The organism is Rhodoferax saidenbachensis, assembly GCF_031457975.1.
GTDB classification, from domain to species: Bacteria; Pseudomonadota; Gammaproteobacteria; order Burkholderiales; family Burkholderiaceae_C; genus Allorhodoferax; species Allorhodoferax saidenbachensis_A.
In genome coordinates, this window is the sequence record NZ_JAVDXO010000005.1 from 14,314 (window position 1) to 26,607 (window position 12,294).

A 12,294-nucleotide genomic window follows, 5' to 3' on the forward strand; every position below is an offset into this window, starting at 1 on the left:
GCGCAAACAGCTATCAAAACAATAGCGATTTATGTGCGCAGCTTGCGGTACAGCGTCTGCCGGCTAATACCCAGTTGGCGCGCGGCCAGCGACACATTGCCACGCGCAGCCTCCAGCGCCTGCTGGATAGCGGCGTGGCCCAGGGCCTGCAGGCTTTGCGGGGCCTGGGCAGCAGCGGGTTCCACTGGCACTGCCTCCGCAACATCCCCCACCCTCAGCGCGTCCACCAGATCGTCGGGCATATGCACCCAGTCCAAGGTGTCTTCTCCCTCCAGCAGCATGGCGCAGGCGGTGCGCAGCACGCTGGCGTATTGGCGCAGGTTGCCGGGCCAGGCGTAGGCGCTCAAGCGGGCCAGCAGTTCAGGGGCCAGCTGTACCTCGCGCTCCGGGCTCAGGTCGGCCAGCAGGCGCTCGGTCAGCGCGCCAAAGTCGCTGCGCTCACGCAAGGCCGGCAGCTGCACGGTGAGGCCGTTGATGCGGTAGTACAGGTCTTGGCGGAATGTGCCGCGCTCTGCCGCCTCAGCCAGCTTGCTGTGTGTGGCGCAGACCAAGGCAAAGTCCACGGCCACTGCTTTGCCCGCCCCCACGGGCGTAACCGTGCGCTCCTGCAGCACGCGCAGCAGCCGGGTCTGCATGGGCAGGGGCATGTCGCCAATCTCGTCCAGAAACAGCGTGCCGCCCTCGGCCTCACGCAGGCGGCCCAGGCTGCCTTCTTTGCGCGCGCCGGTGAAGGCGCCCGCCACGTAGCCGAACAGCTCGGACTCGATCAGGCTTTCGGGAATGGCTCCGCAGTTGATGGCCACAAAAGGCGCCCCATGGCGCGGACCACTGGCGTGCAGGGCGCGCGCAAACAGCTCTTTGCCCACGCCCGACTCGCCCTGGATGAGCACGGGGATGGGCTTGGCCACCACGCGGCGCGCCTTGTCGGCGGCGCTGCGCCAACGCAAGTCCCCTGTGTCCAGCGCAGCCAGTGCATCGTTGACGATGGCATTCGCCACAGGCAGTGACAGGCTGGTCACCGGCAGCGCCGCGGCGTCTACCTGCACTTGGGCAAACAGCACGGCGCCGCTGTGCAGGCGCAGCTGCTGCACCTGCTGGGGGCGGCGTTTGTGACGCGACAGTAGATCATCCAGCCGCACATCGAGCACGCGCTCCAGCAGGGTGGCGCCGATGTCACCGGCATTCAGGCGCAACAGCGCCAGGCCCACGCGGTTGGCGCCGACCACCCAGCCATCGTCCGACAGGGCGACGATGCCTTCGGCCACGCTGCCGATACCCTCGGGCTGGCTGTGCAGGTGCAGGCGGATGTTGCGCTTGCAGGTGGCCACCATGAGCCGGTTTTCGATCATGCGGGCGGCGGTGCTGGCCAGGCCCAGCGTGTGGCCATGGCCATGGCGGTGGTCGCCCGAGATGTCGAGCACGCCCATGAGTTCGCCGGTGGCGGAGAGGATGGGCGAGGCCGCGCAGGTGAGAAAACCATTGCGCTCCAGAAAGTGTTCACCTCCATGAATCTCCACCGCATTGCGCTCGGCCAGTGCGGTGCCAATGGCGTTGGTGCCGCGGTGCGATTCGTGCCAGGAGGCACCACTGGTCAACGCCACGCGCTCGGCCTTGCCTACAAAGCTGACGTCTCCCAGCGTATGCATGAGCATGCCGTGCGGGTCCGCCAGCACCACCACGCTTTGGCTGTGACGCACCTGGTCAAACACGTACTCCATGACCGGGCGCGAGTGGGCCAGCAAGGCGTGGCTATTGGCCAGCGCCTGGCGCAGGTTGGCGCTGCCCGCGTGGTCGGTGGCCGCACGACCGGCCGGTGCCAAGCCCGCGGCCAGGCTGCGGTGCCAAGAGCGGGCCAAGCGTTCGTCCAATACGCCATCAGGGCACTGGCCGGTTTCCAATAGCTGCTGGCGGGCCTGTCGCAAGGCCAGCATGGGGGAGGTTTGTCGCACGTTGTCTCCTGCGCGGGGTCGTGTTCGCCCCGCTTCGGCACAGTATGGGGGTGGGTGGTGTGCGAGGCAATGGCGCACACCGGTCCGCATGTCCAACTGTTCCATTTTGTGACACCTGTCACTGTGGCGAATCGTGACAGCCCTGGCTTGCGGACAGCTTGCACGGGGTGCTGCGGCGCAACAAACCCAATGAAATCAAAGGCCCACGGTCGCCGCTTGCATGGCACGCGTCTTGAGACAGCTTTGTACCTGCCGGAAAAGCCGACGCAGGTTCATTCAAAGCAACCACAAGAGGACGACAACCATGGCTATTTACGCAGCACCCGGCACGGCCGGCGCCAAGATCACCTACAAGACCCAGTACAACAACTTCATTGGCGGCAAGTTTGTGCCCCCGGTCAAGGGCCAATACTTTGACGTCATCACGCCGGTCAGCGGCAAGGTCTATACAAAAGCCGCACGGTCGACTGCCGAAGACATTGAGCTGGCACTGGACGCCGCCCATGCCGCAGCCGACGCCTGGGGCAAGACCGATGCCGCCACGCGCAGCAACATCCTGCTGAAGATTGCCGATCGCATCGAACAGAACCTGGAGCTGTTGGCCTATGCCGAGACCGTGGACAACGGCAAGGCGATCCGCGAAACGCTGAACGCCGACATCCCGCTCACCGTGGACCACTTCCGCTACTTTGCGGGCTGCGTGCGGGCGCAAGAAGGTGCCTTGAGCAACATCGACGAGAACACCGTGGCGTACCACATCCAGGAGCCGCTGGGCGTGGTGGGCCAGATCATTCCGTGGAACTTCCCCATCCTCATGGCCGCGTGGAAGCTGGCGCCGGCACTGGGCGCAGGCAACTGCGTGGTGCTCAAACCGGCAGAGTCCACCCCCATCTCCATCCTGATCCTGGCCGAACTGATTGCCGACCTGCTGCCTCCCGGCGTACTCAATATCGTCAACGGCTACGGCCGCGAAGCCGGCATGCCGCTGGCCACCAGCAAACGCATCGCCAAGATTGCGTTTACCGGCTCCACCACCACAGGCCGCGTGATTGCACAGGCCGCTGCCAACAACCTGATTCCCGCCACGCTGGAGCTAGGCGGCAAGAGCCCCAATGTGTTCTTTGCCGACATCATGGACAAGGACGATGCCTTCTTGGACAAAGCCATCGAAGGCATGGTGCTGTTTGCGTTCAACCAGGGTGAAGTCTGCACCTGCCCCTCACGTGCATTAATTCAAGAATCGATCTACGACAAATTCATGGAGCGCGTCTTGAAGCGCGTGGCAGCCATCCAGCAGAAGAACCCGCTGGACACTGACAGCATGATGGGTGCACAGGCCAGCAAAGAGCAACTCACCAAGATTTTGTCGTACCTGGACTTGGGCAAGCAAGAAGGCGCTGAAGTACTCATTGGCGGCGCGCAAGCCCACCTGGGCGGTGACCTGGAAGGCGGTTACTACGTGCAGCCCACACTGTTCAAGGGCCACAACAAGATGCGCATCTTCCAGGAAGAAATCTTCGGCCCCGTGCTGGCCGTGACCACCTTCAAGGACGAGGCGGAAGCGCTAGCTATTGCCAACGACACGCTGTACGGCCTGGGCGCCGGTGTCTGGAGCCGCAACGGCAACGTGGCCTACCGCATGGGCCGCGCCATCAAGGCCGGCCGCGTGTGGACCAACTGCTACCACGCCTACCCGGCCCACGCAGCCTTCGGCGGCTACAAGGAATCCGGCATTGGGCGTGAGACGCACAAGATGATGCTGGACCACTACCAGCAGACCAAGAACCTCTTGGTGAGCTACAGCGAGAACAAGCTGGGCTTCTTCTGATGGTTGACAAGGTCGTTGCTACACCGGCCGCATTGGAGCTCGTCGCGTTTCTGCAAAGCAAACACGGCGAGCAGCTGATGTTCCACCAGAGTGGCGGCTGCTGCGACAACAGCGCCGCCAACTGCTACCTGCCAGGTGAGATCACCATGGGTGCGGGCGATGTGTACCTGGGCGATATTGGTGGCTGCCCGTTCTACATTGGGCTGGCGCAGTACCAGTACTGGAAGCATACGCAGCTCATCATCGATGTGATCGAAGGCCACGGCGGTACCTTCTCGCTGGAAGGGCCGGAGGGCAAGGCCTTTCATACGCGGTCCCGCGTGTTCAACGATGCGGAATTGGCAGAGCTGGGGATTGAGAAGCCTAGCGCCTGAACGCAACCCCTATTGCATGAACCCCAGGTCGGTCGGGTAATCCGGCCGGCCTGCTGCGGTGCCAAAGTTCACGATCTTTGGCAGCACGCTGGGCATCTCAGCATCGGTCACCCCAAACCATTTGGCCAGCGTGGCCGCGTACTGGTCAGACGAAGTACGGGGCAACAGGCGCCCTTGGCCCACATGCCAAGCGTTTTCGGGCAAGTAATTGCCGCCGCCATCTTTCACGTCGCTCACGCTCACCGGCGGCGGCACCCCGTAAAACGCTTTACCGTTCACAGCACCACCCACCACCAGGTGGTGGCTGCCCCAGCCATGGTCGGAGCCATCACCGTTCGAGGCCAGCGTACGGCCAAAGTCGGATGCGGTGAAGGCAGTCACCTTGTCGGCAATGCCCACCTCCACCGTCGCGTCGTAAAACGCCGTCATGGCCTTACTCACGCGGTCCATCAACACCGACTGCAGGCTCACCAGGTTGTCGTGCAGATCAAATCCACCGATGGATACAAAAAATACCTGGCGCCGAGCACCCAGCTGGGCGCGGCCATTGATCAGCCTCGCCACCATCTTGAGCTGAGGGCCCAAGCCATCAGTGGGGAAAACGGTGCTGGGTGGGGTGAGCGCCAGTGCGGCGGTGACGGACGACTCGGCATTCAACGCCCGCGCAGTCACGGCGTTGTATTCGTTCTCCATCTTGTGCACACGGCTGTCGCGCAAAAACGCCTCGATCGTGCTGCGCACTGAGGCGGAGCCGTAGACCGTGGCATCGGTCGCCGGTTTGATCTTGATGGCTCCATTGGTGCTGACCTGGTACTGCAGAGCAGTATCACCGGACAAGAACACGGCGTTGCCCGACACCGACATGCAGGTGAAGATGGAACTGGTGTTCAAGCTGTTTTGCAGCACCAGGTCGCCCATGTTGCCACCCCAGCCCACCTTGGAGCCCTCGGGCGAAGAGGACTGCCAGATGGACTGCTGGTCGTTGTGGGAAAACAGCTGCGGCGGACGTGGGTACAGGGTGTGGTTGCTGTTGTTGTATTCGGCCCGGGTCAAGGGTGCCACCAGCGGCCCCACATTGAGCTGTACCGCAGCATGGCCGTTGTTGAAGAGGTTGGCCAGGCCCGTCATGGAGGGGTGGAGGGCGTACTGGCGGTTTTGGCCCAGCGCGTCTTGAGGCACCACGGTGGGTGCCAGCAGAGTGGGCGTCAACGCGGATTTGGCTAGCGCAATGCCACCAGCGGTTTGCCCAGCGCCGCCGCCGCGGATGGTGCTGTACTGGTTGTAGCTCGGGTCGTCATAGGTAATGACGGTGTTGGCGTAATCATTACCGCCGTATAAAAAAACGCACACCAGCGCCTTGTAGTCCCCACTGGGTGCGTTGAAAGCTGCGGCCTCACCAATAGCGACCAAATTGAGTGCAAACGGCAGCGCAGTGCCGGTCAGGGCCAATTGCCCGGAGCGGCGCAAAAACGCGCGGCGAGTGTGTAGGTCGGACGGAGGAAATTGCATGGCAGTCCGCCTATTTCTGGATCAGGTATTCGGGATGGGCCATCACCATGAGCACAGCCGCGCACACGCGCTTGCGCAGGTTGGTGGCCGTAGTACTGGTGGAGGCCACTATGCCGGCCATGCCGCCCACGGTATTGGTGATGGTGGTCACGGTTGTGGAAGACAGCTGCCCCGCGCACAACAACAGATTGAGCCGATCCACCAGCGCCTTGGGGTTGCCCGAAGAGGGACTGGTCGCCAGGCTGATTTCAGTGCTGTAGGCGGCCTTGATATCCGACGAGTAATTCACGCCACTTTCAATCGCGACCATCATGAAGTTGAGGTAGCCGCCCACGCTGGTCTCAGTCACCAGCTGAAACTCGGGTGCCACAGATCCGGCGCTCATGCCTACGGCGGGTGGTGCCACCGTGGAGGGCGGGGTGTAACCCGGCCGGAAGAAATTGAATACCGAGGGCGAGCGCAGCGGGCTCTGGCCCAACTGAGTGCCCGCATTGCTTTGGTCACCAATCTTCCAGCCACCGCTAGCAGAGCCCACGCCAAAGGTCCGCGCCCACTGCACCAGGCGCAACATCGGTTCACGCAGCTTGCCGTACTCCGGGTCGCTCAAGCCTGGCGCATTGCGCGCCTCGGGGTCCAGCAGAATGGCCGCAAACACATACGCCAAATCCCCGCGCACACCCAGACCGTTGTCGGTAAACACGGCGGCCACACGCCCCACATAGGCGGCGCTGGGGTTGCTGGTCACCAGACGTTGGATCATCTGCTTGCAGAAAAACGGCGCGGTGTTGGGGTGGTTGAATAGCGTGTCCAGCGCTGTTTTCAAGGCCGCAGCAGCAGGCGTGTTCGCCGGAATGGTCACGCCCAAAAACGTAGCCGCCAGGTTGGAATGGTTGCTGGCCGTCAGCAACATGGGCAAGCGCGCAAATGCGGTGTTGCCGATGGCGTCTCCATTGATCGTGACATTAACGTTCTGCCGCATGTCCAGGTCGTAGCCCGTGAACACACGGGCCAGGTTGCTGACGTCACTGGTGGTGTAGGTCTCCTGCGGATTGCCGTTGCCGTCGAGCTTCAAACTGCCATCCGCGTTGAGCAGGTACAGCCCCACGCTGAACAACTGCATCACCTCTCGGGCGAAGTTTTCGTCGGGCTGGCGACCCGACGCGTTTTCCTTCTTGTTGCCCTTGGTGTTGAGGTAGTACCCCATGGCCGGATGCAGGGTGATCGCGCCCAGCAAATCCCGAAAATTGCCAAAGGCATGCGCACACAGGGTGTCCCAGTAGTGGGCCATGGCGTGGCTGACCCAACCGAACTCCAACCCCGAGAGTGACACGACAAAGAACTCGGACAGCGCCAGCCCCATGCGCTTGCGCATGGGGTCGCTGGACGCCATGAGCTGGCTCCAGGCCATGTAATCGGCAGGGTAGCTTTGGTTGTAATAATTGTTAGTGCTGTAAACGTCGCCATAGCCTTGGCTGTTGAGCCAATCCCAGCCAGTAGTGCCGTAGTTCAGAGCGACTTGGCGCTCTATCCACGCGGCGTAGCCATTGGCGCGCACGGATGCGATGTCGGCATCGGTGGCCGCGAATTGCGCTTGCATCAAGAAGCGGGCGGCCTGTTCCGCCGAGGGGACGACCGCACGCGTGGCGGCAGCGAAGCTGGCAGATTGCAACGCTACTGCGCGCCCACCAATAGCAGGGGCCGACGCAGAGCCGCCAGACGACGAGTCGCCACCACCGCCACCACACGCTGATAACGCCGCGGAGGCAAGCACTGCTGCGGCCAGCGAAGCGGCGCGCGCATCCGCTTCAACGGGCTGCGTGTCAGGGGCGGTGGCAATATCTCCAACGGCGGAGTGCATAGCGAAGTCGCCCAATGGCGCGTAGCTTGTAAGTAGGGCCCGAGGCTAGGGCCATCCCGCTGGATTGCCCAGCGCTCTTACAAACATTTACCGAGGGTGCGCTTGACGACATGGGCCCGCCCCATGCGGTATTCAGCGCGTGGCAGCTTGCAATATTTCGCGGGTGCGCAGTGCTTCCTGGCGGGCTGCAGATGCGAAGTCCGCACCACTCGCGGCATACAAAATAGCGCGTGAAGAATTCACCACGATGGGCGCAGTGGTCTCTCCGTTTGCCGATTTCCATCCCGCCTTGACGGTGGCCACCGCATCGCCGCCTTGTGCACCCACACCGGGAATCAGCAGTGGCAAGGTGGGCGCCAGCGCACGCACGCGTTCAATCTCTGCGGGGTAGGTAGCCCCCACCACAAGCCCCAGTTGGCCATTGAGGTTCCAAGGGCCTTGGGCCAAGCTGGCAATGTGCTCGTACAGGCGCGGCTGGCCCGGCACATCCAGCAGGCGCTGGGGCTGCAGGTCATCGCCACCGGGGTTGGACGTGCGGCACAGCAGGAAAGCGCCCTTGCCGTGGTACTTCAAATACGGCTGCACCGAGTCAAAGCCCATGAAGGGAGAGAGCGTGACCGCGTCGGCACCGTAGCGCTCAAAGGCTTCCTTCGCGTACTGCTCGGCCGTGCTGCCAATGTCGCCGCGCTTGGCGTCCAGAATGATGGGCACCTGGGGCGCGGTACGGCGCATGTGCTCCATGAGCTTTTCGAGCTGGTCTTCGGCGCGGTGCGCGGCGAAGTAGGCAATTTGCGGTTTGAAGCTGATGACCAAGTCGGCGGTGGCATCAACGATGGCGGCACAGAAGTCGTAGATCTTGCTGGCATCACCCTTGAGGTGGGCGGGAAACTTGGCGGGTTCGGGGTCCAGGCCCACGCACAACAGGGAGCCGTTTTGGCGCTCGGCGGTGCGCAACTGGTCAAGAAAGGTCATGGGGCTATTTTACGGAGGCCATTTGCCGCCGGGCCGCCCCAAAGCAAATGAGCCCCCTCGGGGGGCAGCGACCCGCACAGCGGCGGAGCGTGGGGGCCCTACCGGCCATCCCGTACGTCCATGGCCAGGCACAGGTCGGCCCAGGCCTTGGCCTTGTCGGCGCTGGCGCGTAGCAGCACTTTGGGGTGGTAGGTCACGATGACGGGGATGCCCTGGTATTGGTACACCGTGCCGCGTAGCTTGCCCAGCGGCTGGGTGGCCAGCGCGCCGTGTTCGGCCAACAGGGTCTGGGTGGCAAAGCGGCCCATGGCCAGGATGACTTTGGGCTGCAGCAGCGCTATTTCGCGCTGCAGGTAATGGGCGCACTGGGCCAGGTCGGCGACTTGCGGGATCTGCCCGTGTGGCGGGCGGCACTTCACCACATTGGTGGCGTAGGCACCTTGTGCACCCTCGCCCGCGCGGCTGGCACCCACGGCCTTCAGCATGTTGTCCAACAGCGCACCGGGGTTGTCCACAAAAGCCTGGGCCGCACGGTCTTCGTCTTCCTCGGGCGGGTCGCCCACCACCATCCAGTCGCGCTGGCCTGTGGTGGGCTGCAGGGTCGCATTTTTGCGGCCCGCGCACAGGCCACAGGCCTGGCAGTTGGCGGCGGTATCGGCCAGGGCCTCCCAACCCAAGCCAGCCAAGTCCATGGCCAGGCCATCGCCTGCGGCCAGCGGTTGCACCGTAGGCACGGCGCGCACGGGTGCCGCCACGGGCACGGGCACTTCGCTGCGTACCGGGACGGCGCGAACGGCCGGTGCTGGCGTGGGTGCGACAGGGGTTGTTAGGGCCACCACACTGGGCGGCTCGGTCTCGAAGGCCGTGCCGGGCAGCCAGACGCGCACGCCCATCTCCAGCAGCATAGCGCGTTGGCGGTCGTCAAGGTTCAGGGCCATGGGGTGGAGGTTCTCGTCAGATTCACAGGGGCAGACTCATGACCACTGCGTCTTCACGCTGGCCACCGTCTGCCGGGTAATAGGCTTTGCGCTGGCCCACACGGCGGTAGCCATAGCGCTCGTACACGTGCAGGGCGCGCAGGTTGCTCACCCGGGCTTCCAGCCACAGCCACTGCGCCCCCTGGCCGCGGGCCCAGACCGCCAGACCGTCCAGCATCACGCGGGCCCAGCCCTGGCCCTGGAACTCAGGGGCGACGGTGATGTTGAGCAGGTGCACCTCGTCCACCCCCTTCATGGCCACGAAGTAGCCCAGCACATAGCCATCGGCCATGAGCATCTGGGCCTGGTAGCCGCTGTGCAGTGCGTCCAGAAAGTTGGTACGGTTCCAGGGGTGGGCATAGGCGCGGTTTTCCACGCGCAGCACTTCGTCCAGGCGATCCGCCAGCAGGGGCTCAAAGAGGGCTTCGGGTGCGCGCGGGAGGGATGACATGGCGTGCGGGAAACTCAAACAGCCGCAGCGGCTTTTTCGGCCATACGCTCGGAGGTGGTTTTGGCCACCTTGTCGCGGATATAGCTAGGCATGGCATGGGCCGCGTCCACAGCCTGGCCGGCGGCCAGCAGCGCGGGCGCCAGACGCAGCATGGCCGTAGAAGTGGGTAGGGCATTCACCACCGTGGCGGCCTGCAGTGCGGCCGCGGGCAGGCGGTCGGTGTACACACCAAACACATTGCCTGCCAGCAGCAAGGGGCCCAGTGCCGCGTCCTGCGCGGGCAACGCCAGATGCTCGGGCCGCAGCAGTTGCTGTGGCTGCAGTACACGCCACTGGCCGTTGGCATAGGCATAGTGGGCGGCATACATCTCGTCCATGCGGGCGTCCAGCAAGGCCAGCACCTGCAGGGCCGACGTATCGGGCACTGCAGCCATGCGCGCGTCCTCGGCCACAGCCATCAGCGAATCCACGGGCAACACCGGCAGTTTGGCGCCAAAGGCCAGACCCTGCACCACCGAACAGGCCGTGCGCAGCCCGGTGAACGAGCCCGGGCCTGCGCCAAAGGCGATGGCGTCCAGCGCCTGCAGGGTCAGGCCAGCCTGGGCCAGCAGGTCCAGCACACCGGCAATCAGGTCGGTGGACGCGCGCGCACCACCCACACCCGTGTGCTGCCACAACGCGGAGCCACGATTGACCGCAATGGACAGGTGTTCGGTACCGGTATCGATGGCCAGCAAGTTCATGGTTTTAAGCAAAATAGGCCTCTAGCCCCCGTAGATATTGCGCTAGCAGCTCCTTTTTCAGGAGCAATTTGCACCCGGCTAGGCGAGCATCACCGCCAATGCGGGTGTGAACTGGGGTGAATACAGGCATGCCCTGATTATCGGGGCTACCCGGATAATGCCCGCATGCCCCTGCCCCATCGCCTCCGCCCCGCCTTCCTGACCCTTAGCCTGCTGGCCGCCGTACTACCCACCCTGGCCCAGCCCCTGCCACCCGAGGTAGACGCCGCCCTCGCCCGCGCCAAGGTGCCGCGTGAGGCGGTGGCCTTTATGGTCGTGGACGCGCAAAACCCCAGCGCCCCGGCGCGGCTGACCTACCGCGCCAACACGCCCATGAACCCCGCCTCGGTCATGAAGCTGGTGACCACCTACGCCGCCTTGGACCTGCTGGGCCCGGCCTACACCTGGGCCACCCCGGTGTACACCGATGGCGCGGTACAAAACGGCATCCTGAACGGCAACCTCTACATCAAAGGCCAGGGTGACCCCAAGCTGGTGCTGGAGCGGCTGTGGTTGCTGCTGCGCCGCGTGCAGGGCCTGGGCATCAAGACCATTGCCGGTGACATCGTGCTGGACCGCAGCGCGCTGGAGGTGCCTGAGACCGACCCCGCCAAATTCGATGGTGAACCGCTGCGCCCCTACAACGCAGCGCCCGATGCGCTGCTGATCAACTTCAAATCGGTGGTGATGACCTTCACCCCCGATCGCGCCGGCAATGTGGCACAGGTGCAGTACGACCCACCGCTGGCCGGTGTGGCCCTGGCGGCCACCGTACCGCTGAGCGCGGGCGAGTGCGGTGACTACCGCGGCACTTTGAAGGCCGACTTTGCCGACCCCGCCCGCATCCGCTTTCTGGGCAGCTACCCGGCCAGTTGCGGCGAAAAGGTCTGGCCCGTGGCCTACGCGGACGCTAAGAGCTACAGCCCGCGTGCCGTGCAAGGCCTGTGGGAAAGCATGGGCGGTAAGGTCATGGGCGCGGTGCGCTTTGGCTTGGTTCCGCCAGCCCTTGCGGCCGGCAAGCCTGCGTTTGTGAGCAACTCGGCGCCGCTGGCCGAAGTGATCCGCGACATCAACAAGTACAGCAACAACGTGATGGCGCAACAGGTGTTTCTGACATTGGGTCGCGTGGGCAACGCCCCCGCCGCCGCATCGGCAGAGAGTCAATCCGATCCCACGCTGCCCCAAGGCAGCTTTGCCGCCAGCCGCACCGTGGTGCAGCGGTGGTGGCGTGAGCGCATCAGTGCGGACGACGTGCCCGTGCTGGACAACGGCTCGGGCCTGTCGCGCCAGGAACGCATCAGCGCCCAGGCCCTGGCCCGCCTGCTGCAAACTGCCTATGTCTCGCCGGTGATGCCGGAGCTGATGTCGTCCCTGCCCATCTCGGGCGTGGATGGCACCTTGCGCAAGGTAAAAGGCGGCGTCAGCGCCCACCTGAAGACTGGCAGCCTGAGCAATGTGGTGGCGCGCGCAGGCTATGTGCTGGCCACCAGCGGCAAACGCTACGTGGTGGTGGCCTTTATCAACCATGCCAACGCTGGTGAGGCGCGGCCGGCCATGGATGCGCTGGTGAATTTTGTGGCGAACGACCAGTAGC

The 12,294-nt window shown here is 64.1% G+C and carries 10 protein-coding genes; 3 read left to right on the forward strand and 7 right to left on the reverse strand.

Annotated features, from left to right (window positions below; all coding sequences use genetic code 11):
• Nucleotides 1–29 precede the first annotated feature (29 nt).
• On the reverse strand, nucleotides 30–1,949 hold the full coding sequence (locus tag J2X15_RS11900; protein WP_310343083.1) for a sigma-54-dependent Fis family transcriptional regulator: 1,920 nt from the start codon (nucleotides 1,947–1,949) through the stop codon (nucleotides 30–32).
• A 304-nt stretch (nucleotides 1,950–2,253) separates the two neighbouring features.
• Here J2X15_RS11900 and exaC point away from each other — a divergent pair, with 304 nt between their 5' ends.
• Both exaC and J2X15_RS11910 read left to right on the forward strand, forming a co-directional pair.
• Entirely contained in the window at nucleotides 2,254–3,777 is a 1,524-nt protein-coding gene (gene exaC / locus J2X15_RS11905) for an acetaldehyde dehydrogenase ExaC (protein WP_310343085.1), read from the forward strand.
• Nucleotides 3,777–4,151 carry a DUF779 domain-containing protein gene (locus tag J2X15_RS11910; protein WP_310343086.1) on the forward strand — a complete coding sequence of 125 codons (375 nt, stop codon included), beginning with the start codon at nucleotides 3,777–3,779 and terminating at the stop codon, nucleotides 4,149–4,151. Before exaC ends, J2X15_RS11910 begins: the two co-directional genes overlap by 1 nt.
• Nucleotides 4,152–4,160: 9 nt before the next feature.
• Here the strand turns inward: J2X15_RS11910 and J2X15_RS11915 are convergent, their stop codons facing one another.
• The 6 genes from J2X15_RS11915 to tsaB all read right to left on the reverse strand — a co-directional run bounded on the left by J2X15_RS11915 (nucleotide 4,161) and on the right by tsaB (nucleotide 10,661).
• On the reverse strand, nucleotides 4,161–5,660 hold the full coding sequence (locus J2X15_RS11915; protein ID WP_310343089.1) for a DUF1501 domain-containing protein: 1,500 nt from the start codon (nucleotides 5,658–5,660) through the stop codon (nucleotides 4,161–4,163).
• Nucleotides 5,661–5,670: 10 nt separating this feature from the next.
• Complete coding sequence (locus tag J2X15_RS11920) at nucleotides 5,671–7,518, reverse strand: DUF1800 domain-containing protein (RefSeq protein WP_310343091.1); 1,848 nt, start codon at nucleotides 7,516–7,518, stop codon at nucleotides 5,671–5,673.
• 132 nt (nucleotides 7,519–7,650) lie between these two features.
• A complete protein-coding gene (gene pyrF, locus J2X15_RS11925; protein WP_310343093.1) occupies nucleotides 7,651–8,490 on the reverse strand; it encodes an orotidine-5'-phosphate decarboxylase in 840 nt (279 codons plus the stop codon).
• 98 nt (nucleotides 8,491–8,588) lie between these two features.
• Complete coding sequence (locus tag J2X15_RS11930) at nucleotides 8,589–9,428, reverse strand: uracil-DNA glycosylase family protein (protein ID WP_310343095.1); 840 nt, start codon at nucleotides 9,426–9,428, stop codon at nucleotides 8,589–8,591.
• A gap of 22 nt (nucleotides 9,429–9,450) precedes the next feature.
• Nucleotides 9,451–9,918: a ribosomal protein S18-alanine N-acetyltransferase gene (gene rimI, locus J2X15_RS11935; RefSeq protein ID WP_310343096.1), complete on the reverse strand. Its 468-nt coding sequence runs from the start codon at nucleotides 9,916–9,918 to the stop codon at nucleotides 9,451–9,453.
• Between the two features lie 14 nt (nucleotides 9,919–9,932).
• The gene (gene tsaB / locus J2X15_RS11940; protein ID WP_310343097.1) at nucleotides 9,933–10,661 is read right to left on the reverse strand and encodes a tRNA (adenosine(37)-N6)-threonylcarbamoyltransferase complex dimerization subunit type 1 TsaB; all 729 of its coding nucleotides are present in this window, start codon (nucleotides 10,659–10,661) and stop codon (nucleotides 9,933–9,935) included.
• A 165-nt stretch (nucleotides 10,662–10,826) separates the two neighbouring features.
• Here tsaB and dacB point away from each other — a divergent pair, with 165 nt between their 5' ends.
• Complete coding sequence (gene dacB / locus J2X15_RS11945; RefSeq protein WP_310343098.1) at nucleotides 10,827–12,293, forward strand: D-alanyl-D-alanine carboxypeptidase/D-alanyl-D-alanine endopeptidase; 1,467 nt, start codon at nucleotides 10,827–10,829, stop codon at nucleotides 12,291–12,293.
• The last annotated feature ends 1 nt before the right edge of the window (nucleotide 12,294 follow it).